The following is a 24,273-nucleotide window of genomic DNA, read 5'->3' on the forward strand; positions in this document are numbered from 1 at the left end:
AGTCTTATCGCAGGGACTCAGAGAGCACGGTGGCGATGCGCTGCGAGGCGAGCCCGTCCCCGTATGGATTGGCCGCGCGGGCCATGTCCGAGTATGCCGTTGCATCATCATATAGGCGGTTGACCTCTGCACAAAGCTTGGCGTGTGTAGTGCCCACCAATCGCGCGACACCCGCCGCAATGGCTTCGGGGCGCTCAGTGGTGTCACGCATCACTAAGACCGGCTTCTTAAGCGATGGGGCCTCTTCCTGAATGCCTCCACTGTCGGTCAGCAGCACATGCGCTCGATTGAGCAGGTAGACAAACTCGAGGTAGTCGACTGGCTCAATCAAGTGCACGTTCGGACGGGCTGCTAACAGCGACTCCACTGGGCCCCGGATGTTCGGATTGAGGTGGACTGGGTAGACGATCTCGATGTCATCCCGCACCGATAGATCGCGCAGCGCAAGGCATATATTGCGGATACCGTCGCCAAAATTTTCACGGCGGTGGCCGGTTACCAGTAGGAGCCTGCGATCGGAGTTGAGAAAATCGAATTGCGCTTCCATTCGCTGGCGCAGCGATATGTCCTGCGCCAGCTTGTCGCTGATCTGGAGTAAGGCGTCAATGACAGTGTTGCCGGTCACCCAGATATCGTTCGGGGAAACGCCTTCCGTGAGTAGATTGTTTCTACTTTGCTCCGTTGGCGCAAAATGCCACGTAGCTAGGGTGCCGGTGATGTGTCGATTTTTTTCTTCAGGCCATGGCGAATAGCGATTCCGCGTACGAAGGCCTGCTTCGACGTGTGCCACGGCAATCCGTTCGTAAAAAGCCGCCAGGGAGGCCGCCATGGTTGTCGTCGTGTCCCCGTGTACCAGGACGACATCTGGGCGAAACTCGCCCAGCACCGGGCGTATGCCTTGCAGAACGTTGCAGGTAAGGTCCGTCAGGCTTTGATCAGGCTGCATCAGGTCGAGGTCATAGTCGGGAGTGATACCGAAGACGTCGAGTACCTGATCGAGCATATGGCGATGCTGCGCCGTCACACACATACGGACATCTAAGCCCTGGACAGCTCGTAACGTTTGGTAGACCGGCGCCATCTTGATGGCTTCGGGTCGCGTTCCGAATACGAGGAGAATTTTCTTCATCAGGCCGAGTGGATCGTGAGAGACGGACGGCTACGCCGCAATTAACCCGACATTATATCGTTGACGTGACTGGCGAACGTCCTGTGCTGGGGCGCTTGGCCGGCGTTACCAAGTCGATCCGTCGCAGCGTTTACAATCGGCAATATTGAACATTCTTCCCGTACACCCATGAGCAGCATCAACCCCACCATCTTCAAAGCCTACGACATCCGCGGCATCGTCGGAAAAACCGTCGATGCAGAAACCGCGCGCCTGATCGGCCGCGCCTTCGGCTCCGCAGCACGTGCCAAAGGCGAATCCGCCGTCGTCATCGGCCGCGACGGTCGCCTGTCGGGCCCTGAGCTGCTGGCGGCGCTGGCGGACGGTCTGCGCGCGAGCGGCGTCGATGTGATCGATCTGGGTCTTGTGGCCACGCCGATGGTCTACTTCGGCACGAACATCGAATTGGCGGGCGTCGCGCCACGTCGGGCGTGATGGTCACGGGCAGTCACAATCCGCCCGATTACAACGGCTTCAAGATGGTGCTGGCGGGCCAGGCCATCTACGGCGAACAGATTCAAGCATTGCGCACGCGCATCGAGCAGGGCGATTTCACGGAAGGCGCGGGCGATTACGTCCAGGTGGACATCCGCCAACAGTACATCGACCGAATCGTCTCGGACGTCAAGGTGAGCCGCCCGATGAAGATTGCCGTGGACTGCGGCAACGGCGTGGCAGGCGCCTTTGCGCCGGAGCTGTTCCGTGTGATGGGCTGCGAGGTGACGGAGTTGTTCTGCGAGGTGGATGGCCATTTCCCGAACCACCATCCGGACCCGGCCCACGTCGAGAACCTGCAGGACCTCGTGCGCACGCTGCAGACCACGGACTGCGAACTCGGCCTCGCGTTCGACGGCGACGGCGACCGCCTGGGCGTGGTGACCAAGGACGGCCAGGTCATCTTCCCCGACCGCCAGTTGATGCTTTTCGCGCAGGAAGTCCTGTCGCGCAACCCGGGCGGCGAAATCATCTTCGACGTGAAGTGCACGGGCAAGTTGGCGCCGTTCATTCGTGAGCACGGCGGCAAGGCCACGATGTGGAAGACGGGCCATTCGCTCGTCAAGGCGAAGCTTAAGGAAACGGGCGCTCCGCTGGCCGGCGAGATGAGCGGCCACATTTTCTTCAAGGACCGCTGGTACGGTTTCGATGACGGGCTTTACACGGGTGCGCGCCTGCTGGAAATTGTCTCGCGCCTAGCCGACCCGAGCGCCACGCTCAACGCGCTGCCGAACTCGCACTGCACGCCTGAGCTGCAACTGAAGTGCGCCGAGGGCGAATCCTTCGAACTGCTCGACAAGATCAAGGCCAACGCCACGTTTGCCGGCGCGAAGGAAGTCAACCGCATCGATGGCGTGCGCGTGGAATACGAAGATGGCTTTGGCCTGGCGCGTCCGTCGAACACCACGCCGGTCGTGGTGATGCGCTTCGAGGCTGACAACGATGCCGCGATGGCGCGCATCCAAGGTGAATTCCGCCGCGTGATCCTGGCCGAGAAGCCGGACGCGCAACTGCCGTTCTGATCGCACGGTCCGCACTCATGAAGTTGGGGGAAAGGGTGACGGCATGCGTGTGCTGATCGTCAAGGTATCGTCGCTTGGCGATGTGGTCCATTGCACGCCGGTCGTGGCCGATATTCTGCGTGCGTATCCGGATGCCGAAATCGACTGGGTAGTCGAGGAGGGTTTCGCCGGCATCGTCCGCATCGTGCGTGGCGTGCAGGGCGTGATTCCGTTTGCGTTGCGGCGGTGGCGCAAGTCGCTGGGCTCCGGCAAGACTTGGGGCGAGGTGGCGGCGTTCCGTCGCGCATTGCGTGCAAAGTCGTACGATGCGGTGCTCGAGACGCAAGGTCTGATCAAGACGGCACTCGTCGCGGCGCAGGCCAAACTGGCGCCGGGTGGTTTCGTTGCGGGCTTCGGCAATCGGACGGAAGGCGCCGGCTATGAGCCGCTTGCGAAGCTGTTCTACCAACGCAAGGTCGAAATGGAACCGCACATCCATGTGGTCGAGCGCTCGCGCCGTATGGTGGCGGAGGCGCTGGGTTACGCGCTGCCCGACACCATCGATTTTGGTTTGCAGCCGCCGGCCGACTTGCCGTTCAATCTGCCACGTCCGTACGTGGCGCTGGTGCATGCGACTTCGCGCGCCGACAAAGGGTGGCCGCTGGAGGCGTGGGTGGACGTTGCACGCGCGCTGCTTGCACGCGATTACGCCATCGCCTTGCCGTGGGGCAGTGAGACCGAGCGACGCACGAGTGAATCCATCCGCGAAGCCATCGTTGCGGCGGTGCCGGGTACGGTCGGACGCGTCGTAATTCCGCCGCGCATGTCGCTTCCCGATGTGACGGCGTTTCTTGATCAAGCGGCTGCGGTAATAGGTGTGGACACCGGTCTTGTACACATTGCAGCCGCGCTGTGCAAACCGACCGTGGCGCTCTACAACTTCACCACGTCGTGGCGCACCGGCGGTTATTGGACGCCGAACGTGCACGACATCGGCAACGCTGAAGCCCATCCCACCAGCGCGCAGGCGCTTGATGCGCTGCGTGCGCTGAGTGTGCTCTGATGCTGCGCCTCCTGTATCGCTGGTTGTGGCGCATCGCGCTGCCGTTCGCATTGCTGCGCCTGTGGTGGCGCGGTCGCAAGGAGCCCGGTTATCGACAGCACGTCGGCGAGCGGCTCGGCTTCTACCCGCCGCGTCCGAATCCGGATCGTCCGTTGCTGTGGGTGCATGCCGTGTCCGTTGGCGAGACACGCGCCGCACAGCCGCTCATCGATGCGCTGTTGGCGCGTTTTCCGCACCACGCGGTCCTGCTGACGCACATGACGCCGACGGGCCGCCGCACCGGCGCCGAATTCGCGGCGCAACGCAGCGGTCGCGTCATCCAGGCGTATCTTCCGTACGATTTGCCGAGCGCAGTCGATCGGTTTCTGCGCCATTTCCAGCCGCGCCTCGGCTTGCTGATGGAGACCGAGATCTGGCCGGTGCTGATCGACCGCGCCTATACGGCCGGTGTGCCGATGGTGCTCGTCAACGGGCGCCTGTCTGCGCGCAGCCACCGGCGTACCGCACGTCTTGGCGATGCAGCCCGCCAGACGTACGCGCAACTCGCCGCGGTACTGGCCCAGACGCCCGACGATGCCGATCGCTACCGTTCGCTTGGCGTGCCGCGCGTGCGCGTGACGGGCAACCTGAAGTTCGACATCACACCGCATGTGGACCAAATCATGGCCGGCCGCGCGCTTCACGATGCGCTGCGTGGCCGATCGGCATGGGTGGCGGCCAGCACGCGCGAGGGCGAAGAGGCGCTGCTGTTGGATGCCTGGCAGGCGCATCGCGCGCAGCATGTGGGGCGCCGGCACGCGTTGTTGATTCTCGTGCCGCGTCATCCCCAGCGTTTTGATGAAGTGGCCCAAGCTGCAGAACGCGCAGGCTTGCGGGTGGTGCGTCGCAGTGCGTTGTCGGTGTCGGCGGCGGGGGTGGCAGAGGTCGATGCGCTTGCCGATGCTGACGTGCTGCTCGGGGATTCGATGGGCGAGATGGCGTTGTATTACGCGGCTGGTGAAGCGGCGTTTATCGGCGGCAGCCTGCTCCCGCTGGGTGGGCAGAACTTGATCGAGGCTTGCGCGGTTGGCACGCCCGTTGTCATCGGCCCGCATACGTTTAACTTCGCGCAGGCGACACGCGATGCCGTCGCAGCAGGTGCGTGCGAGCAGGTAGCAGATGCCGCTGCGGTGATACGTGTGATCGACGCGTGGCTCTCGGATGCCGATGCGCGCGAGAACGCATCGCGTGCCGCGCTGGCGTTTGCGGCCACACACGGAGGTGCAACGGCGCGCACGGTAGAAGCGGTGGCGTCGTTGGTCTTGCCCACGTTGTAAGGCGGCGCACCTCCGGCACGAAAAGTGCGAACTCATGGCGGGCCGGGCAGACTAACGGCTCTTCATGTGGTTTGCATTCCGTCACTGTTCACGACCCGTTCATGTCCCAACCGAATCGTCCCAAGCCGAGCCTGTTGCAAACGCCGCGCCGCGTGGTGCTGACCGCCGTGGCGCTGGCCGCGATGACCGCCGCCACCATCATCGGTGCCGGCTGCATGACACCGACGCCTTCATCCGCGCCGTCTTCGGCGGCCCCCGTTGCCGCATCAGCGCCGGTCGCTGAAACCAAACAGACGCCCGCCAATGCAACGCCCAATCCGGGCCAGGCGACGCTGGCGCAAGCGCAGGGCGAAGGCCGCTCGCGCTTTGTGCTGGTGCGTTGGCAGGAGTCGGGCGCCGCGCCCAAGGAATTGCCTTCCGCGGAAGGCGACGACGCTGATCCCGCTACGCAGCCGATTTCCATCGAATTCAGCGCCGGCCTGGAGGCAGCCAACGGCGTGGTGTCCGGCTATTCGGGCTGCAATCGCTTCTCGGGGCCGTATGAGAAGCTGGCCTCCGGCATGCGGTTCGGCAATCTCGTGTCGACGCGCATGGCGTGCGACCCGGCCCGCATGGAGCTGGAGACAGCGTTCCTGGAGGCGCTCAAATCACCGCTGGCGACCGTCGGTATGCAGCCGTCGGCCAACGGCAAGCAGGGCCGCCAGGTCATCTGGAAAACGAGCAGCGGCGCGCTGCTGCAGTTTGCCGAGCGGCCTCTGCCACCGCGCGGCCAGACCCACTGATCAGCGTTTGGCGGATTTGCCGGCAGGTTTCGCCGATTCAGGTTTGGCGCTTGCCGGCGGCAACGCGGTGATATCGCTCGAGCCGTTGGCCGTGAGCAGCGTGTTCACCTGGATCACGTCTGCCTCGGTCAGCGAGCCGGCGGCGGACTTCAGCCGCAGCCCGTTGACGATGGTGTCGTAACGCGCGCGGGCCAGATCGCGGCGTGCCTGAAAGAGCTGCGCCTGCGAATTCAGCACATCGGTGCCGATGCGTACGCCCACACCGTAGGCGAGCTGATTGGAGTCGTACGCCGTGCGCGCCGACAGCTCGGCCGCTTCCAGTGCTTTCACCTGCGCCAGTCCGGCAATGACGCCGATATAGGCTTGCCGCGCGCCTTGTTCGGCAGAACGGCGGGCGAACTCAAGATCGTTTGCGGCCTTGGTTTCCAGCGCGATGTTTTCACGCACGCGCGACTGGATCGCACCGCCTGCAAAGATCGGGATCGACACCTGCACGCCAATCTGTGAACTGTCAAAGCGCGCACCGCCCGGCAGCGACGGCAGGTATTGGTTGCCGCTGGCATTGGTGTGACCGGTCTGCGCCACGAGGTCGACCGAAGGCAGGTGGCCCGCGGTGGCTTTCTTCACATCGCGCTCTGCACTTTGCAGGTTGTATTGCGCCAGTGCCACCTGCAGGTTGCTGCTGCGCGCCTGGTCCACCCAAGGTTCCGCTGAAGCAGGCTCCGGCTGGGGGATCGTGACGCCTGGACGCACGCCGGCCAGCGTGCCAACGGGTTCGCCAATGATCTGCTTGAGCGCTGATTGCTTGATCTCGAAGTCGCTGCGTGCGGCGATGACGCTGGCGTCGATCGCGTCGCGACGTGCCTGCGCGTCGTTCGCGTCGGTGATGTTGGCGTTGCCGACGTCGAAGTTGCGGCGCGCCTGTTCGTATTGCTGCTGGATCGCATCGCGCTGCGCGGTGGCGAGCTGCAGCGTGTCCTGGGCGTTGAGCACGTCAAAGTAGGCCTGCGCCGTGCGCGTGATCAGGTCGAGCTGCGCCTGCGCCAGCGAAGCCTCGGCGGCTTGCGCGGCAATCTCGCCTTGCTTGTAGGTTTCCCAGCGGTCCCAACGGAAGAGCGGTTGCGACAGCGACAGCGTCCAGCCCGTCGACGAGAACGTCTTGTTGAATTCAGCCGGGGCGGTTTGATCGAAGATGATGCGCGTGGAACTCCAGGCGCCGCCGATCTGCGGCAGCAACCCGGCGCGGCCCTGCGTGAGCTTTTCGCGTTGCGCCAGCGACTGCGCACGCGCCGATGCGAATTGCGGATCGTTGGCCAGCGCGGCGCGGTAGGCGGAGAGCAGGTCGGTTGCAGCGGCCGTGTTCGGTTGGGACTGCGCCCACGCGAACATCGGCATCATCGAACAGCACAGCACAACAAGCGAACCGCGCGCGGCCATCCGCGTACGGCTACTGCGAGCAACAGTCATAAAGCCCCCGAGCGAGGAGGAAACGTTCGCGTTCGGAAGGCAGCGCGGGCGCGTCAGACCCTGTTCAGTGCCTGTGGAGCGTGAACAGGGCTTTGCCCGGCGGCGGCTTCCCCAATCAGTACGTCGCCATCTGCGGGTCCACCTGGTTAGCCCAGGCATGGACGCCGCCTTGCAGGTTGTAGACGCGCGCAGCATCAAAGCCGGCACGTTGAATCAGAAACTGCGCAACCTGCGCGCTGCGCCCGCCGTGGTGGCAGATGCAGACGATGTCTTGGTCAGCATTCAGCTCGCTGGCACGTGCCGGGATCTGGTCCATCGGGATGTGCGTGATGCCGGGAATGGCACAGATTTCCACCTCCTCCGTCCAGCGCACGTCGAGCAGGACGGGCTTCGCGCGCGATGCGTCGGCGAGCCATTGAGCGAGGGCGGTGGGAGCGAGCTGTTGCATGATGATTGGGGGCCGAGTGATCAGAAGCGGAAGGGCGACGGTGCGGGAACGCCCACCAGCGGCGTCACGTAGGTCTCGAACAGGTTGCGCGTCTGATATTCGGTGTTGGAGATGCGCGTGATGAGCTGCGCTTCCATGATTGGCGCGCCGCCCACGAAAATCGACAGCCGACCACCCACCTTGAGCTGCTTGAGCAGCGCCTCCGGCACGGCGGGCACCGAGCCCGACACGCAGATGACGTCGTAGACGCCATCGCCCCAGCCTTGCGCGCCGCTGGCTTCGACCACGTCGACATTGGTGACGCCGTTGCGCGAGAGATTGTCGCGAGCGAAGGCGACGAGTTCCGGCACGATGTCGAGCGTGGTGACCTGGCGGCCGCGATGGGCGAGCAGGGCAGCCATGTAGCCGGAGCCAGCACCGACTTCCAGTACGTCTTCGTGCTTGCGCACGGCCAGCTCTTGCAGCACGCGAGCTTCAACGCGCGGCGCCAGCATGTTCTGGCCGCCGGCCAGTGGGATTTCCATGTCGACGAAGGCCAGCGCGCGGTAGGCCTCGGGCACGTAGTGTTCGCGCTTGACCACCGCCAGCAGGTCGAGAACGTCGGTATCGAGCACGTCCCAAGGACGGATTTGTTGCTCGATCATGTTGAACCGGGATTTTTCGATGTCCATGGGCATGCCTTCCACGCGGAGCGAGTGATGCAAATGAGGGTTTGACGACAAACCCGGCATTTTAGCAAGTCCGGAGGACACTCCGGCAGACGTTGTCATGACGACGCGCCTTCATCGGCGCTGCCGGCGTTCTCGGGCCGCATGCGCCAAGGCTGCGCTGTGAGGGCAGGTGGAGACGGAATCACAGCGCCCATCACCGGATTGCGCAGCACGCCGTGCAGCAGCAGCGACACGACGTGTGCGATGAACGCCTTCGGTTCCAGCTCCCGGTGCGAGCAGGGGCCGAACGAGTGCTTCCACATCATCAGGAAGATCATCGGCGCGACCATCGTCAGCGTGGTGAGATCGACGTTGACGTCGCGGAATTCGCCGCGTGCCATGCCGCGTTCGAGGATGCGCGCGAACAGGCGGTCGCAGCGCTCGATGACTTCTTCGTGGTAGTACTGCGCCAGATCGGGAAAGTTGCCCGACTCGGCCATCAGCAGCTTGGTGAGACCCGAAGCCGGCGATTCGCCGATGAGTTCCCACCAGCCCATCAGGATCTCGTGCAGCAGCGCTTCGCTGGTGCCGTCAAAGCTGTCGATCAGGGCTTCGCCCTCGGCCAGCGCGGGCACCAGGTTTTCCTGCACGACGGCCTTGAACAGCTCTTCCTTGTTGGCGAAGTATAGGTAGACCGTGCCTTTGGACACCCCGGCGGCCGATGCCACGTCTTCCAGCCGCGTGGCCGCATAGCCGCGCGCCACGAACAGGCTCAGCGCGGCGGCGACCAGTTCCTGGGGGCGGGCCTCTTTGCGGCGCGTCCAGCGTTTGGAGGAAGACTCGGAATCTTGATCAGTCACGGCGGTAGGGCATCGGTCAGTGTGCACGGTCACTGACTCACGGATAACTTACTTTCGGGTCATTAATGTACGCATGCGGCGGGAGCGGGTCAAGCGGCATCGGCATTGTCAATCAGACTGGGCCTCGATTGTGCTGGTGCACAATAGCGGCTTCCGCCCTGATTTCACTCACTCGGCCAGCATGGACTGTCGACCTCATTGCGGCGCGTGCTGCATCGCGCCTTCCATTTCCAGCCCCATTCCCGGCATGCCGAACGGCAAGCCGGCCGGCGTGCGCTGTGCGCAACTGGATGAGGCCAACGGTTGCCGCATCTTCGGCCAGCCGGAACGTCCGGCGGTCTGCAGCAGCCTGCAGCCTGAGCCCGAGATGTGCGGAGGCTCGGCCACGCACGCCATGCAGTTTTTGACCCGACTTGAAATCGCTACCGCAGCGCGCTGATTTGTCATGACCGATTCCACGAAACCTGCTGCCCGCTCCAACCGCGTCCGCTGGTGGGCGGGTGCGGCCGCCGTTGCCGTGGCCATTGCCGTCACGCTTGTGGCTTGCATGCCGACCGGCTGGACCGGCGACGGATACACCTTTTCGCGCGGCCAGATGCAGGACGCTTTGGCGCGCAAGTTTCCGTTCCAGCGGCGCTTTCTCGGCTTCTTTGACGTGACGCTGTCGAGCCCGCAGGTGTCGCTCGACCCTGCGCGCAATCGCATCGCCATCCAGGCGGATGCCGTGGTGCAGAGCGGGCTGTTCCGCCAGCCGCTGACGGGTCCGCTGGCTGTCTCCAGCGGCCTGCATTACGACGCCCCCACGCGTTCGATTCGCTTGGATCAGCCGACTGTCGATCGCTTCGACCTGCAGAACGTGCCCGGCGGTATCGGCCCGCAGATCAGCTCGATCGGGTCCTTGATTGCGGGCCAACTGCTCAATGACTACGCCGTCTACACGTTCAAGCCCGAACAGTTGAAAGTGGCTGGCATTGCCGTAGAGCCCGGTACAATCACGGTTTTGCCCGAAGGCGTGCACGTTCAGGCAAAGCGGCCCTGAGTTCTGCTGCACGCCCAGCGCTTCGTTTTCTTTTTCCCTCTTTGCTTACTGCATGGATATCGCACTCGCCATCAAAGCGCTGATTCTCGGCATCGTCGAAGGCCTGACCGAGTTCCTTCCCATTTCCAGTACCGGCCATCTGATCCTCGCTGGCCAGCTGCTCGACTTCAATGACGAAAAGGGCAAGATCTTCGAGATCGTGATTCAGTTCGGCGCCATCCTGGCGGTGTGCTGGGAGTTCCGTCACAAGATCATCGACGTGATCAAGGGTCTGCCGAATGATCCGCGTCAGCAGCGCTTTGCGGTCAACGTGATCGTGGCGACGATCCCCGCAATCACGCTTGCGCTGATCTTCGGCAAGGCCATCAAGGCGCATCTGTTCAACCCCATCGTGGTGGCGTCGGCGTTCATCCTCGGGGGCTTCGTGATCCTGTGGGCTGAATGGCGTGAGCGCCGTCGCGGCCAGACGCATGACCCGCGCGCCAACGCGCTGCTCGAAGCCGCCAAGGCTGGCGCGCCGCGCATTGAAACGCTGGATGACCTGCGCATCTCCGATGCCATCAAGGTGGGCTTCGCGCAGTGCTTCGCGCTGATTCCGGGTACGTCGCGTTCGGGCTCGACCATCATCGGCGGCCTGCTGTTCGGCCTGTCGCGCAAGGTGGCGACGGAGTTCTCGTTCTTCCTGGCGATCCCCGTGATTTTTGGCGCGACAGTGTACGAGCTGTACAAGTCGCGCGCGCTGCTGTCGGCGGACGATCTGTCGATCTTCGCGGTGGGCTTTGTGGCCGCGTTCATCTCGGCGTTCTTCTGCGTGCGCTGGCTGCTGAAGTTCATTGCCACGCATGATTTCCGCGGCTTTGCGTGGTACCGGATCGTCTTCGGCATCATCGTCCTGGTGACGGCCTATACGCATCTCATCGCCTGGCAGGCCTAAGCCCCCGGCGAGCATTTCCCTTCTTCGGTGCGAGGCTTTCGCACCGTCTGCACGATCGGGCGGATTCGGACACACTGGCGGTTTCTTCCGTCAGCCGCTGACTGCCGAATTTCCCGATCATGAGTGCTCTCTTCCAGCCTTTCTCCCTGCGCGGTCTCACGCTTGAGAACCGCATCGTCATCTCGCCGATGTGCCAGTACTCGGCCGACAACGGCCAAGCCACGGCGTGGCATCACACGCATCTGGGCAGCCTGTCGCTTTCGGGTGCCGGGTTGCTGATGATCGAGGCGACCGCGGTGTCGCCGGAGGGTCGCATCACCAACGGCTGCCTGGGTTTGTGGGACGACGCGACCGAAGCGGCGCTTGAGCGCACGCTGGCTGCCATTCGGCAGAACGCGCTGGTGCCGATCGGCATGCAGATCGCGCACGCGGGCCGCAAGGCTTCGAGCGCTCGGCCTTGGGAAGGCGGCGCGTTGCTGGCGCTCGATGCTGGCGGCTGGGAAACGATGGGTCCGTCCGCGTTGCCGCAGCGTCCCGAAGAGCGCGCGCCGCGCGAAATGATCGATGCAGACCTGGCCCGCGTGCGCGATCAGTTTGTCGATACTGCACGCCGCGCAGTGCGACTGGGGCTGTCGGCCATCGAACTGCACGCCGCACACGGTTATCTGCTGCACGAATTCCTGTCGCCGATTGCCAATCAGCGCACCGATACCTACGGCGGTTCGCGTGAGAACCGCATGCGTTATCCGCTGGAGATTTTTGATGCGGTGCGCGCCGTCGTGCCGGACAACATCCCGGTGGGCGTGCGCGTGTCGGCCACCGATTGGGTCGAGGGCGGCTGGACGCCGGAAGATTCGGTGGCGTTTGCGCAGGCGCTGCGTGCCCGCGGCTGCGATTGGATCGATGCGTCGTCGGGCGGTGTGTCGCCGCTGCAGCAGATTCCGCTGTCGACGGGCTACCAGGTGCCGTTTGCCGAGAAGATCCGCAACGAGGCGGACATTCCGACCATCGCCGTCGGCCTCATCAACGAGGCGCATGAGGCCGAAGCCATCGTTGCGCAGGGGCGGGCAGATTTGGTCGCTGTCGGGCGGGCGTTTCTCTACAACCCGCACTGGGCCTGGGCGGCCGCCGCTGAGCTGGGCGCGACGGTCAAGGCGCCCCCGCAATACTGGCGCGCCTTCCCGCGCCACGCCAAGAACCTCTTCGGCGATACGCATTTCGGCGCACGCTGACGCGCGCGAGCGTGCGCGGACGTGGTTAGCCGCGCTTGCGGAAGACCACGTCCCACACGCCGTGCCCGAGGCGCAGGCCGCGTTTCTCGAACTTGGTGACGGGGCGATAGTCCGGGCGCGGCGCGAAGCCGTCGGCGGTGTTTTCCAGCGTCGGTTCGGCGGACAGCACTTCCAGCATCTGGTGGGCGTATTCCTCCCAGTCCGTCGCGCAATGCAGATAGCCGCCCGGCTTGAGGTGCGCGGCCAGGCGAGCGACGAACGGACTCTGGATCAGGCGCCGCTTGTTGTGGCGCTTCTTGTGCCACGGGTCGGGGAAGAACACGTGAATGCCATCGAGCGTGCCTTCCGGAATCATGTGGGCCAGCACTTCCACGGCATCGTGCGAAACGATGCGGATGTTGCCGATCTCGCGTTCGCCGATCAGCTTGAGCAGCGCACCGACGCCCGGCTCATGCACTTCCACGCCGAGGAAATCGTCGTCCGGACGCAATTGCGCGATGTGCGCCGTGGTCTCGCCCATGCCGAAGCCAATTTCGAAGATGCGCTTGGCGCCGGAGCGGCCGAAGGCGGCGTCCCAATCCAGGGGCGCGGCAGCGTAAGGCAGCAGGAAGCGCGGGCCGAGTTCATCGATGGCGCGCTGCTGGCCGGTAGACGTGCGGCCGGCGCGGCGGACGAACGAGCGGATGCGGCGCGGGTGGCCGGTTTGCTCGCCAGTTTCGGCGCCTTCGGCGGTATTGGTGTCTTGCGATTCCGGCGTGATGTCGTCGGGGCCGGTGCCCGGCTGTTCGATGGGCTGCATGGAGATCCCGTGCCGGTTGCTCGTCGATGGAGCGACGGGCGCGCAGGCAACAAAAAAGCCGCCGAGGGCGGCTTCAGACTGTTCGGTGGAGCGGGCGATGGGAATCGAACCCACGGCTCTAGCTTGGGAAGCTAGGGTATTACCATTATACGACGCCCGCGTAGCCGAACATTTTATGCGCGGTAGCAGAGATTCGGCAAGCGGCCGGACGCGGATGTTCGTGAGAAAAGCGAGCTAGCGTGCGCTTTCCGGCCTGCGTTTGCGCACCGAACTCCTTTTGTTCTCATCCCACGCAGGAAACACCGTCGACCGCTTGACCACGCCATACGCAAAGCTCGTGTCGATGGCGGCGATGCCGGGGATGGCGTGCAATTGCCCGCGCACGAACTGCTCGTAGTCCTGCAGGCTTTCCACCAGCACGCGCAGCAGGTAATCCGCTTCGCCGGTCAGCACATAGCAATCGAGGATCGCGTCGATGGCGCGGATGCGGTTCTCGAACGTCGAGACCACCTCCCGCGAGTGCTGCTGCAGACGAATATGCACGAATGCCGTCACCGGCAGCCCGTATGCCTCTTCATCCACGATGGCCGTGTAGCCGCGGATGACGCCCGCGTCTTCCAGCAACCGCAGCCGGCGCAGGCAGGGTGAGGGCGACAGGTTTACCCGCTCCGATAGTTCTTGGTTGGTCAGGCGGCCTTCTTTCTGAAGGGCGGCAATGATCTGCCTGTCTTTCTTATCCATGTGATTTTTCCAGAGTGGCAGGTTCTGCCAAATCGACGATCAGCATTGGTGGAAATCGCAAGATACTACTTTTCATGCTGGGGCATTCTGTCTCCATTCTGAAATCGAAGGTGGCGGCATGCGGGGTTCGACATTGACGGTGGGCGTGGGCGCGCAGGCGGGGCGAAATGCCTTCCAGGCCAACCCGCTGATCGGGTATGCAGCGATGGTCCTGACGGTGCTGATCTGGGCCGGGTTCGCGCTGTCGATCCGGGCGATTGGCGCGTCGCCGCTGGCGCCTGCCGACGTGGCGCTCATCCGATTCGGCCTGCCGACCTTGTTGCTGTTGCCGTTCCTGCCCTCTCGCTGGCCGATGCTGCGGCGGGTGAAGCCGCTCAGCGCGCTGATGGTGTTGGTGGGCGGCGGCGTGCCGTTCTTCTTCATGGCTTCGGCCGGCGGCAAGGTGACATCGGCCGCCCACGTGGCTGCGTTGATTGCGGGCACGACGCCGCTGTCGGTGGCGCTGATCGCGTATGTGGTGGACCGCCAGCGCATCGCGGCGGCACGCGGGCGCGCCATCGCGATCATCCTCGCTGGCGTGCTGCTCCTGTTGGTCTCGCAATCGCACGTGTCGCATGGCGCGTTTGTGGCCGGCGCCGGATTGTTGTTGCTGGCGAGTCTGCTCTGGGGCAGCTACACGCTGGGGCTGCGCCGGGCGGGGCTCGATGCCATCGGCTGCGCGTTGCTGTTGAGCGTGCCGTCCTTCTTGCTGACGGCGCTGCTGGTGGGCCTGGGCGTGGTCGACAGCCACGTCGGGCATTTCACCGTGGCCAACGCCATGCCTTTTCTGCTGGCCCAGGGCTTGGGGGTCGGCGTGATTTCCAGCCTGTCCTATGCGCTGGCGATTCGTCATCTGGATACGCCGCGCTGTTCCGCCATCGGCTCGCTGGCGCCCGCGCTGGCCTGCCTCGGGGCGGTGCCCTTGCTCGGTGAATCGCTGACCCTGACCGTTGCCTGCGGCATTGCCGTGATCACCGCTGGCGTGATCCTCGCAAACCGCGCGTAGACCATCGCATTGCTCTTCCGGAGACTGCACCATGCTCGCAAGCCTCGCCACCGTTGCCCCGGATCCGCTGTGGGGCCTGACCGCTGCTTTCCGTGCGGACCCGCGGCCCCACAAGGTCGATCTTGTCGTGGGTGTCTACCGCGATGACACCGGGCAGACGCCGGTCATGGCCGCCGTTAAGGCTGCGGAGGAGCGCCTGGCCGCTGCCGGTGCCTCCAAGGCCTACCGCGGCTTGGCGGGCAATACCAACTTCAATGCCGCCTTGGCGACGCTGCTGCTTGGTAACGACGCTGGGCGCCTGGCGCGCCAGCACACCATGCAGACCGTGGGCGGGACGGGCGCGCTCAGGTTGCTCGCTGACTTCATCGCCGTGGCCTCGCCCGGCGCTCGCGTCTGGGTGTCCGACCCCGGCTACGTCAACCACGTGCCCATCATGCGCGCGGCGGGGCTGTCGGTAGACCGCTACCGCTGGCGTGCCGAGGGCGGGTTGCTCGATGCGGATGCCATGTTCGCGGACCTGTGGGCTGCGCGTGCGGGGGACGTCGTGCTGCTGCATGGTTGCTGCCACAACCCGACCGGCATCGACATGGGCATCGATGTCTGGCAAAGCGTGGCGGACCGTTGCGCGAAGCAGGGCCTGATCCCGCTCGTCGACATGGCGTATCTGGGTCTGGCCGATGGTCTGGAGCAGGACGCCGCGGGCCTGCGGTTGATGGTCGATGCGCTCGACACGGTGCTCGTCGCGGCAAGCTGCTCGAAAAGCATGGGCCTGTACTGCGAACGCACCGGCGCTGCCATGGTGATCGGCAAGAACGGGGCAGCCCTGCAGCCGGTTGGCGGCGTGCTGGAGCGCATCACGCGCAGCAACTATTCGATGCCGCCCGACCACGGCGCTGCCATCGTGGCCGCCATCCTTGGCGATGCCGCATTGGCGGCCTGCTGGCGTGACGAGCTGGAGCACATGCGTCAGCGGATCGTTGGCAACCGGCGCCGCCTTGATGACGCACTGGCCGGTCTGGGTGCTCCCGTTGCGCTACAGAATCTGTCGCGACACAAGGGCATGTTTTCGATGCTGCCGTTGGACGCCGATGCCATGGAGCGTTTGCGCACAGACCACGCCATCTATGGCACCCAGGGTGGCCGGATCAATATTGCAGGGCTCGCACCGGCGCAGATTGACCGAGTAGCCGGCGCGCTCGTCGCCGTGGCTTCGGACATGGCTTGTGCGTTGGCCTGAACGACCTGGAATGACTTCGCGTTGAACCCAGGCAGCGTGCTCTGCACTGTCTCGGCGTAGTCCACGCTCACATTGGGCGGTGGCCTAACGCCGCCGCGCCATCGCTTGCATTGCCGCATCTACAAACCTGGCCGCGGCGTGCTCGCCGGCCGTCGGGGCTGCGGCCTTGGCGCACGCGGCAACCACGTCGCAGAGCGATTGCGGATCTTCCTTGCAGGCACGCAGCAGCGGCATGGCGGCGCCGGCGGCTGAGCCGAAGTGCTGCACCGCCAAACGCATCAACTCGACCTTGACCACGTTGGGCAACACGTCGGCCAACTCCGGCGGCACGGCCGGCCGCGGGGCGGAAGACGCCTGGACGGGCACCGGCTGCGGCAGGGTGGCGTCATTGGCCGCAGGCTCGTCGATGGGCGCTGCAGCCGTTTGCAGGCCGAGCGTCATGCCCGTCAGCGGCGGCAGTTCGTCGTAGATGAGGGACAGGGCGGCAGGGACGTCGTCGCTGTCATCGTCGAGCAAGGGACGGTTGAAGTGTGCGATGGGGTCGAAGGGGGCGGGACCGGCTGCGTCTTCATGCGAGATGCCCGGGAGCACGTCGACCATGCCGGCCCGTTGCAGCCCGAGCAGCAGTTCGTCGAGGTCCGACCAGTCGCTCAGCAGTTGATGCAGTTGCCCGACCGTGCGGGCGCCGTCGATGAGGATCAGCAGATGGCGCTGGCGCATCTGCATGTCGTGGCGGCGCTCGGCCAAGGCTTCGCGGCCGTCCTCGGTCTTGATCAGGACGTTCGTCGTCGCAAGCATGGTGACTTCCCGTTAAGCAGCTCGTCCGGCATCTTGATGTGCCGGTGCAGGCTGTACGTTAGTCATCACATCCGAGCGTTGCCATCGTTCGATTGGTGGAGATTGTGAAACCACGGACCAACGATCGGTCTAGCTGCGCCACGATTCCAATGCTGGTGCGGGTTCGCCGGAATCGCCGCCATGCTGAAGCGGCGACCGGGCGTAGCTTGCATACCACGCCAGCACGTCTGGATTGGCCATCGCGTCAGGGTTTGCGATGCGCTCGACGGGTGCCCCAAGCAGCAGCTTCTTGATCGGCACCTCCATCTTCTTGCCTGACAGCGTGCGCGGCACGCCGGGCGCCTGTACAACCACGTTGGGCACATGCCGGGCCGACAGGCCTGCCTTGATGCGTGCATTGATCGTGCTGCGCAGCGTGTCGTCGAGCGTCACGCCTTCGCGCAGCACGACGAACAGCGGCATGAAGGATTCGCGGCCGAGGAATTCAAGGTCGACGACGAGACTGTCGAGCACTTCCGGCAGATCCTCCACCACGCGGTACAGCTCGGCTGTGCCCATGCGGATGCCGTGGCGATTGATGGTCGCGTCGGACCGGCCATAGATGATGGCGCCGCCGCGCGGGGTGATCTTGATCCAGTCGCCGTGGCGCCACTGGCCCGGGTACATGTCGAAGTAGCTGTCGCGGTAGCGGCTGCCGTCGGTATCGCCCCAGAAGAAGAGCGGCATCGACGGAATGGGCGCGGTGCAGACCAGCTCGCCCACCGCATCGATCAGCGGTCGGCCAGCCTCGTCCAATGCTTCCACGCGCGAGCCGAGGTTGCGGCATTGCATCTCACCCGCATAGACGGGCAGTGTGGCGACGCCGCCTACGAAGCAGCCTGCGAAATCCGTGCCGCCGGAAATCGGATTGAGCCAGACGTCGGCTTTGACGTGGCGGTAGATCCAGTCGTACGCCTCGGCGGAGAGCGGCGAACCGGTCGAGCCGACCGCACGCAACTTCGACAGGTCGAAGTCGCGACCGGGTTCGATGCCGGCCTTCAGGCAATTGGCGAAGAACGCCGCGCCGGCGCCAAAGAAGGTCACGCCTGCATCCTGCGCGAAGCGCCACAGCGTATTGAGGTCCGGCGTGCCGGGGTTGCCGTCGTAGATGGCGAGCGTCACGCCGCCGAGCAAACCGCTGGCCTGCGAATTCCACATGACCCAGCCGGTGCTGCTGTACCAGTGGTAGACGTCGCCGGGGCCGAGGTCGAGATGCAGCGCGCCCATCATCGTCTGCACCAGCAGCAGGCCGCCGTGGCCGTGCACGATCGGCTTGGGCATGCCGGTGGTGCCGGACGAATAGAGAATCCACAGCGGGTGGTCGGCGGCGACGGGTGTGACGACGAGCGGCACATCGTTCGCCGTCAGGTCGCGCCAGTCGCGGGCTTGCGGGAAGCGCGCGCGGTTGACCTCGCCAAGCAACTGCGGCACGACGACGAGATGTTCGACGGTTGGCAGCGCGGCGACCATCTCTGCGACCACGTCGGTGCGGTCGAAGGCGCGGCCGCCGTAGTGATAGCCGTCCACGGCGATCAGCACTTTGGGCTCGATCTGCCGGAAGCGGTCGGTCACGGCCACCTGGCCCATGTCGGGCGCGCAGACGGACCAGATTGCTCCGACGCTGGCGGTGGCGAGAAACGCCACAATCGCGTCCGGCGTGTTCGACAGATACGCGGCAACGCGGTCGCCCGGCACCACGCCCATCTTGCGCAGCGCATCCGCCAGCGAGGCAACGCGTTGGCGCAGTTCGCGCCATGACAGGTCGGCCAGCGGCTTGGTCTCGCTGGCGTAGCGGATGGCGGTGCGGTCGGGGATGCCGCCTTCCTCCACATGACGCATGACCTGGTCGACGTAATTCAGCTTGGCGCCGACCAGCCATTGCGCGCCCGGCATGGTGCGCTCGCCGAGCATCTGCGTGAAGGGTGTCGAGGCGCGCAGGTCGAGGTAGTCCCAGACGGATGTCCAGAACGCCTCCAGCTCAGTGGTGGACCATTCCCAGAGTTGCGCGTAGCCCTCGGGCGTGGTCGCCGAGAAGCGCAGCCCGCGTTCGCGCGCAAGCCAGTCGAGGTAATGCGTCAGTCGCGAGCGCGCGATGAAGTCAGACGATGGCGTCCACAGCAGGGCGCCTTCCTGGATGGTGCTCATGTGTCTCCTCCGCCGGTCAGGCAAGGGGGGAGGCCGCCCGCTCTATCGATGTGGCAGGTCGGCCAAGGGGGGATGGCGTTCAGATGCCGCCCATGCACAGATACTTAAGTTCGAGGTACTCGTCGATGCCGTAGACCGAACCTTCGCGGCCCAGGCCCGATTGCTTGATGCCGCCAAACGGCGCGACCTCGTTCGAGATCAGCCCCGTGTTGATACCGACCATGCCGTATTCGAGCTGCTCGGCCACGCGCCAGATGCGGCCGATGTCGCGGCTGAAGAAGTACGACGCCAGGCCAAATTCGGTGTCGTTGGCCAGGCGCACGACTTCCGCTTCGTCCTGGAACTTGAAGATGGCGGAGACCGGGCCGAAGGTTTCTTCGCGCGCGATCAGCATGTCGGGCGTTGCGTCGGCCAGCACGGTCGGCTCGACAAAGCGCTGCGAACCGAAGCCCTGCATCAGCTTGCCGCCGGCGGTCAGGCGCGCGCCTTTCTGCGTCGCATCGTCAATGTGGCGCTGCACTTTCTCCACGGCCTGATCGTCGATCAGCGGGCCTTGCACCACGCCCGACTCGAAGCCGTTGCCGACCTTGATGCCCTTGACCTTGGCCGAGAGCTTCTCGACAAACGTGTCGTACACCGAGGCATGCACGTAGAAGCGGTTCGTACACACGCACGTCTGGCCGGCGTTGCGGTACTTCGACTGCACCGCGCCCTCCACGGCGGCATCGAGATCCGCATCGTCGAACACGATGAAGGGCGCATGGCCGCCCAGCTCAAGCGCCACCTTCTTCACCGTCGGCGAGCACTGCTGCATCAGGATGCGGCCCACCGGCGTCGAGCCCGTGAACGACAGATGCCGCACGATCGGCGATTCGCACAAGGCCTTGCCGATGGCGATGGAGCGATCCGCGTCACCCGTCACGACGTTGACGACGCCCTTCGGAATGCCAGCGCGGTGCGCCAGTTCCGCCATCGCGAGCGCGGACAGCGGCGTTTGCTCGGCCGGCTTGATGACGATGGTGCAGCCTGCCGCCATGGCCGGTGCAACCTTGCGGGTGATCATCGCCAGCGGGAAGTTCCACGGCGTGATGGACGTGCACACGCCCACCGGCTGCTTCAACACGACCATGCGCTTGTCGCGCCAGGTGCTGGCCATCACGTCGCCGGAGACGCGCTTGGCCTCTTCGGCAAACCATTCGATGAACGACGCGCCGTAGACGATTTCGCCCTTGGCTTCGGCCAGCGGCTTGCCTTGTTCTGCCGTCATCAGCGCGGCGAGGTCGTCGGCGTTGGCGATCAGCAGGTCGAACCAGCGGCGCATCAGGCCGGCGCGCTCCTTGCCGGTCAGCTCGCGCCATGCCGGCCACGCCGCATTGGCTGCGTCGATGGCGCGCAGCGTTTCTGCGTGCCCCAGATTGGCGACATCAGTCAGGTGTGCGTTGGTGGCAGGGTCGTAGACGGGGAAGGTCGCGCCGTCTGTCGCGCCAACCCAGGCCCCGTCGACATAGGACTGCGTTTTGACGAGGGTGCGGTCTGTGATGCGCTCCAGCGCGTTGGCGGCGGTGCGAGATGCGTCGAGTGCTTCGGCCATGGCGTTCTCCATAAGGAAGGCGGGCCCAGTAGACAAAGAGGGCCCGCCTTTTTAGATGCAGCAGTCGCTTAACTCGCTAAGAATAACCGAACGATCGTTCGCTCGCAGGCCAAGCCGCCAAGCCTTGTGGTTATTGGAAGAGCGTCTCCCACATGGCATCGACCTTGGCTTTGACGGCGGTATCCATGACGATGGGCTGGCCCCATTCGCGCGTGGTTTCACCCGGCCATTTGTTGGTGGCGTCGATCCCCATCTTCGAGCCCAGGCCCGACACCGGGGACGCAAAATCGAGGTAATCGATCGGCGTGTTCTCGACCATGACCGTGTCGCGCGCCGGATCCACGCGCGTGGTGATTGCCCAGATCACTTCCTTCCAATCGCGCAGGTTCACGTCGTCGTCCACCACCACGATGAACTTCGTATACATGAACTGCCGCAGGAAGCTCCACACGCCAAACATCACGCGCTTGGCGTGGCCGGCGTATTGCTTCTTCATGCTGACCAGCGCCATGCGATAGCTGCAGCCCTCGGGCGGCAGATAGAAATCGGCAATCTCCGGAAACTGTTTCTGCAGCAGCGGCACGAACACTTCATTGAGCGCCACGCCGAGCACGGCCGGCTCATCGGGCGGCTTGCCTGTATACGTGGAGTGATAGATCGGGTCGCGACGCATCGTGATGCGCTCGACCGTGAACACGGGGAACCAGTCCTGCTCGTTGTAATAGCCGGTGTGATCGCCGAAGGGGCCTTCGAGCGCGTGCTGGTAGCCGCTCGGGTGCGTTGGATCCGGCTGGATGTGGCCTTCGAGGATGATTTCGGCGCCGGCCGGCACCTGCAGTTGTGCTTGCGCCAGCGAAGGCGTCAGGCAGGTCGCAAGCTCGGTCCGGCTGCCGCGCAGCAGGCCGGCAAACTGGTACTCGGATAGCGTATCCGGCACCGGCGTCACCGCGCCGAGGATGGTGGCCGGGTCGGCGCCCAGCGCCACCGCGATCGGAAACGGCTGGCCCGGATTCGCGATGGCGTGCTCGCGGAAATCCAGCGCGCCGCCGCGGTGCGCCAACCAACGCATGATGACCTGGTTGCGACTGATGACCTGCTGCCGGTAGATGCCCAGGTTCTGCCGCTTCTTGTGCGGCCCGCGCGTGATGACCAGCCCCCATGTGACGAGCGGCGCCGCATCGCCGGGCCAGCACGTCTGTACGGGAATGCGCGAGAGGTCAACATCATTTCCTTCCCACACGATTTCCTGGCACGCCGGCGACGACACCTTGCGCGGCGCCATGTCCCACACGGCCTTGGCCATCGTCCACAGCTTGCCTGCTTCACGCAGGCCGCGCGGCGGTTCGGGCTCTTTCAACGCCGAGAGCAGGCGACCCACGTCCCGCAGTTCATCGAGCGACTCCGCGCCCATGCCCAGCGCTACGCGGCGCGTGGTGCCAAACAGGTTAGCCAGCACCGGCATGTCGTACTTCTGTGCGCCGTCCACCGGTTGCTCAAAGACGACCGCCGGGCCTTCGGAGCGCAGCAGGCGGTCGCAGACTTCGGTCATTTCCAGGCGCGGCGACACCGGCTGGCGCACGCGGCGCAGTTCGCCCGTGCGCTCGAGCTGGGCGAGAAAGTCACGTAAGTCCCTGTATTGCATGGAGATTTTGTAACCAAAGGTAAGGTGGATCGCCTATCACGCGGAGGGTCTGGCCCCCCGAATGGTCGTCGGGCCGACATTTTTTTGGTGTAGGCAGGGTGGCCGCGATTGTACGGCCAAAACCCCATGGCCCCCTGATGACAGAACGCATCGCAGGTCAGCTAGTCCCAACAAAGGGACTCGTGTCATAACTTTTGGATATGAAAACTTACTTCTTTATGATTGACTTGGCATAACGCGCTTCCTACAATCCAATCCGATCTGGTAATTGTTGCAACGCAACATGTTTTCGGCTAATGCCTTCGCCCCGCTCTCAAACATATGAGGGGCGACACCAGAGCACATCAGCATCGCTGCGGGACGTGACCTCCCCAAGGACACGGCCCGCATTTCTCTGGGCACTAGGGGAGTGCCCCCAACAGATGCCGGCTGACTGCAACAGCGCGGCATCCTTACTAAAAACCGTTGCGATTCGAAACGCACGGCGCCATGCAAAAGAAAGGCGTCTACCGGATCTGCGCAGCGGACGGAGGTAAGTATGAACGGTTGGAAAACCCTTCATTCTTCCGGGATCGGATCGGCGCTGCAACGCCGGCTCGTCGCCCCGGTGGGCCGCCGCCTCGCGCGTGCAGGCCAAGTTGCGCTGCCTCGTAAGCTGCGCATGGAGTTGAACGCAGGGGGCGCTGCCGCGTCCCGCAATGAATTGCATCCTGGCGTACTGCTGGTGTTCCGCAGCGGGCATGTCGTGCTCAACAGCATTGGCTTGCTGGCGGTGGCCGCCGCAGTGGCGCTCTCGCTCAACAGCGAGTGGCGTGCCACGGTCGCTCAACGCGTGCTGCATTTCACGCCGGGTACCGACACCGGTGTCGCCTCAGCCAATCCGTCGCCCGCGATTGCGGCTGGCGTGCAGCCGGTTGCTTTTGCGCCGACCGCGCCGTCCGCCGGTACTGGTGCCGTTCAGGCCGTGGCTCCCGCTACGACCCAGGGCGGCACGGTTGCGGCTGCGGGTTGGGATGCTCTCTCGAAGGTGCCGTCCGTGGCCGAGTTGGCTGCGCAGATTCCGAACACGCAAGTCGTCCGCGACGCGCGTGAGTCGGCAACCGCCGGTACCCCGCGAGAGCAGGCTGCGGTGGCGGAGTACATTGCCCGCAAATACCGCGTGGCGGCGACTGCCACTGGACAGTTGGTGAAGGCGGCCTATCAGACCGGCAAGGAAGTCGGTCTCGATCCGTTGCTGATCCTGGGCGTGATGGCGATCGAGTCCAGCTTCAACCCATTCGCCGAAAGCGGCATGGGTGCGCAGGGCCTGATGCAGGTGATGACCAAGGTCCACCAGGACAAGTACGAGGTGATGGGCGGCGTCGGTGCCGCGCTCAATCCGTACGCCAACATCAAGGTCGGTGCGCTGGTGCTGAAGGATTGCATCGCGCGTGCAGGTTCGATCGAAGGCGGGCTGAAGCTGTACGTCGGTGCGGTCACGCAAGGCGACGGCGCTACGGCGGCAAGGTGCTGCAAGAGCGCTCGCGCCTACGCATGGTCGCCACGGGGCATCGGTCGCCGATGACGGCGGCGTCGGAACGTGAGCCGGTGAAGCCGGTCGCAACGCCTGTGACGCAAGCCGATGCCAAGACGCAAGCCGCCAAGCCGGCCGACAAGCAACCCGCCGCAGGTCAGCAGGAAGAGGCCCGCTTGGACGACAAGTCCCAAGGGCAAGCCTGATCGATCTTGTTCGCTGCGCTGTATGAGAAAGGCCGTCCTTCGGGACGGCCTTTTTGTTTGGG

General features: G+C 64.6%; 20 protein-coding genes, 1 tRNA gene and 2 pseudogenes. 11 read left to right on the forward strand and 12 right to left on the reverse strand.

Annotated features, from left to right (window positions below; genetic code table 11):
• Positions 1-4: 4 nt before the first annotated feature.
• Positions 5-1,129, reverse strand: coding sequence for a non-hydrolyzing UDP-N-acetylglucosamine 2-epimerase (wecB, locus tag FUT88_RS17210; RefSeq protein ID WP_147216900.1), 1,125 nt, complete (start codon positions 1,127-1,129; stop codon positions 5-7).
• 168 nt (positions 1,130-1,297) lie between these two features.
• Between wecB and FUT88_RS17215 the strand changes: the two are divergent.
• From FUT88_RS17215 to FUT88_RS17230, 4 genes and pseudogenes are all read left to right on the forward strand, one after another.
• A pseudogene (locus FUT88_RS17215) lies at positions 1,298-2,685 on the forward strand (phosphomannomutase/phosphoglucomutase).
• A gap of 43 nt (positions 2,686-2,728) precedes the next feature.
• Positions 2,729-3,727 (forward strand): lipopolysaccharide heptosyltransferase I, encoded by a 999-nt coding sequence (gene waaC / locus FUT88_RS17220; protein ID WP_147216902.1) that lies wholly within the window; start codon positions 2,729-2,731, stop codon positions 3,725-3,727.
• Positions 3,727-5,043 (forward strand): lipid IV(A) 3-deoxy-D-manno-octulosonic acid transferase, encoded by a 1,317-nt coding sequence (gene waaA, locus FUT88_RS17225; RefSeq protein WP_147216903.1) that lies wholly within the window; start codon positions 3,727-3,729, stop codon positions 5,041-5,043. Before waaC ends, waaA begins: the two co-directional genes overlap by 1 nt.
• Positions 5,044-5,144: 101 nt before the next feature.
• Positions 5,145-5,825 (forward strand): META domain-containing protein, encoded by a 681-nt coding sequence (locus FUT88_RS17230; RefSeq protein ID WP_147216905.1) that lies wholly within the window; start codon positions 5,145-5,147, stop codon positions 5,823-5,825.
• Here the strand turns inward: FUT88_RS17230 and FUT88_RS17235 are convergent, their stop codons facing one another.
• The 4 genes from FUT88_RS17235 to FUT88_RS17250 all read right to left on the reverse strand — a co-directional run bounded on the left by FUT88_RS17235 (position 5,826) and on the right by FUT88_RS17250 (position 9,250).
• Entirely contained in the window at positions 5,826-7,262 is a 1,437-nt protein-coding gene (locus FUT88_RS17235; protein WP_147216997.1) for a TolC family outer membrane protein, read from the reverse strand. It abuts the gene before it with no gap.
• A 145-nt stretch (positions 7,263-7,407) separates the two neighbouring features.
• A complete protein-coding gene (locus FUT88_RS17240; RefSeq protein ID WP_027677994.1) occupies positions 7,408-7,740 on the reverse strand; it encodes a rhodanese-like domain-containing protein in 333 nt (110 codons plus the stop codon).
• 20 nt (positions 7,741-7,760) lie between these two features.
• Complete coding sequence (locus FUT88_RS17245; protein WP_186829324.1) at positions 7,761-8,411, reverse strand: protein-L-isoaspartate O-methyltransferase family protein; 651 nt, start codon at positions 8,409-8,411, stop codon at positions 7,761-7,763.
• Between the two features lie 95 nt (positions 8,412-8,506).
• Positions 8,507-9,250 carry a TetR/AcrR family transcriptional regulator gene (locus tag FUT88_RS17250; protein ID WP_147216910.1) on the reverse strand — a complete coding sequence of 248 codons (744 nt, stop codon included), beginning with the start codon at positions 9,248-9,250 and terminating at the stop codon, positions 8,507-8,509.
• Between the two features lie 181 nt (positions 9,251-9,431).
• On the opposite strand from FUT88_RS17250, the gene FUT88_RS17255 reads away from it, so the two are divergent.
• The 4 genes from FUT88_RS17255 to FUT88_RS17270 all read left to right on the forward strand — a co-directional run bounded on the left by FUT88_RS17255 (position 9,432) and on the right by FUT88_RS17270 (position 12,455).
• Positions 9,432-9,689: a YkgJ family cysteine cluster protein gene (locus FUT88_RS17255; RefSeq protein WP_147216913.1), complete on the forward strand. Its 258-nt coding sequence runs from the start codon at positions 9,432-9,434 to the stop codon at positions 9,687-9,689.
• Between the two features lie 6 nt (positions 9,690-9,695).
• Positions 9,696-10,289 (forward strand): DUF1439 domain-containing protein, encoded by a 594-nt coding sequence (locus FUT88_RS17260; protein WP_147216915.1) that lies wholly within the window; start codon positions 9,696-9,698, stop codon positions 10,287-10,289.
• A 52-nt stretch (positions 10,290-10,341) separates the two neighbouring features.
• Positions 10,342-11,223 carry an undecaprenyl-diphosphate phosphatase gene (locus FUT88_RS17265; RefSeq protein WP_147216917.1) on the forward strand — a complete coding sequence of 294 codons (882 nt, stop codon included), beginning with the start codon at positions 10,342-10,344 and terminating at the stop codon, positions 11,221-11,223.
• A 119-nt stretch (positions 11,224-11,342) separates the two neighbouring features.
• A complete protein-coding gene (locus FUT88_RS17270) occupies positions 11,343-12,455 on the forward strand; it encodes an NADH:flavin oxidoreductase/NADH oxidase (protein ID WP_147216919.1) in 1,113 nt (370 codons plus the stop codon).
• Positions 12,456-12,480: 25 nt separating this feature from the next.
• Here FUT88_RS17270 and trmB read toward each other — a convergent pair whose 3' ends face one another.
• From trmB to FUT88_RS17285, 3 genes are all read right to left on the reverse strand, one after another.
• Positions 12,481-13,254, reverse strand: coding sequence for a tRNA (guanosine(46)-N7)-methyltransferase TrmB (gene trmB, locus FUT88_RS17275; RefSeq protein ID WP_147216921.1), 774 nt, complete (start codon positions 13,252-13,254; stop codon positions 12,481-12,483).
• An 86-nt stretch (positions 13,255-13,340) separates the two neighbouring features.
• A tRNA-Gly gene (locus FUT88_RS17280) sits at positions 13,341-13,414 on the reverse strand.
• A gap of 74 nt (positions 13,415-13,488) precedes the next feature.
• Positions 13,489-13,995: an Lrp/AsnC family transcriptional regulator gene (locus FUT88_RS17285; RefSeq protein WP_147216923.1), complete on the reverse strand. Its 507-nt coding sequence runs from the start codon at positions 13,993-13,995 to the stop codon at positions 13,489-13,491.
• A gap of 118 nt (positions 13,996-14,113) precedes the next feature.
• Here FUT88_RS17285 and FUT88_RS17290 point away from each other — a divergent pair, with 118 nt between their 5' ends.
• Together FUT88_RS17290 and FUT88_RS17295 are read left to right on the forward strand one after the other, a co-directional pair.
• Positions 14,114-15,040, forward strand: a complete 927-nt coding sequence (locus tag FUT88_RS17290; RefSeq protein WP_147216925.1) for a DMT family transporter — start codon at positions 14,114-14,116, stop codon at positions 15,038-15,040.
• 31 nt (positions 15,041-15,071) lie between these two features.
• On the forward strand, positions 15,072-16,277 hold the full coding sequence (locus FUT88_RS17295; protein ID WP_147216926.1) for an amino acid aminotransferase: 1,206 nt from the start codon (positions 15,072-15,074) through the stop codon (positions 16,275-16,277).
• An 84-nt stretch (positions 16,278-16,361) separates the two neighbouring features.
• Here FUT88_RS17295 and FUT88_RS17300 read toward each other — a convergent pair whose 3' ends face one another.
• The 4 genes from FUT88_RS17300 to ubiD all read right to left on the reverse strand — a co-directional run bounded on the left by FUT88_RS17300 (position 16,362) and on the right by ubiD (position 22,492).
• Complete coding sequence (locus tag FUT88_RS17300) at positions 16,362-17,075, reverse strand: hypothetical protein (protein ID WP_147216927.1); 714 nt, start codon at positions 17,073-17,075, stop codon at positions 16,362-16,364.
• A 129-nt stretch (positions 17,076-17,204) separates the two neighbouring features.
• Complete coding sequence (locus tag FUT88_RS17305; RefSeq protein ID WP_147216928.1) at positions 17,205-19,259, reverse strand: acetoacetate--CoA ligase; 2,055 nt, start codon at positions 19,257-19,259, stop codon at positions 17,205-17,207.
• Between the two features lie 79 nt (positions 19,260-19,338).
• Positions 19,339-20,850, reverse strand: a complete 1,512-nt coding sequence (locus FUT88_RS17310) for an NAD-dependent succinate-semialdehyde dehydrogenase (protein ID WP_147216929.1) — start codon at positions 20,848-20,850, stop codon at positions 19,339-19,341.
• A gap of 130 nt (positions 20,851-20,980) precedes the next feature.
• Positions 20,981-22,492: a 4-hydroxy-3-polyprenylbenzoate decarboxylase gene (gene ubiD, locus FUT88_RS17315; protein ID WP_147216930.1), complete on the reverse strand. Its 1,512-nt coding sequence runs from the start codon at positions 22,490-22,492 to the stop codon at positions 20,981-20,983.
• Between the two features lie 538 nt (positions 22,493-23,030).
• Between ubiD and FUT88_RS17320 the strand changes: the two are divergent.
• Positions 23,031-24,211: pseudogene (locus FUT88_RS17320) on the forward strand (transglycosylase SLT domain-containing protein).
• The last annotated feature ends 62 nt before the right edge of the window (positions 24,212-24,273 follow it).

The sequence above is a fragment of the Ralstonia sp. TCR112 genome, from assembly GCF_007997035.1.
Classification (GTDB): domain Bacteria; phylum Pseudomonadota; class Gammaproteobacteria; order Burkholderiales; family Burkholderiaceae; genus Ralstonia; species Ralstonia edaphi.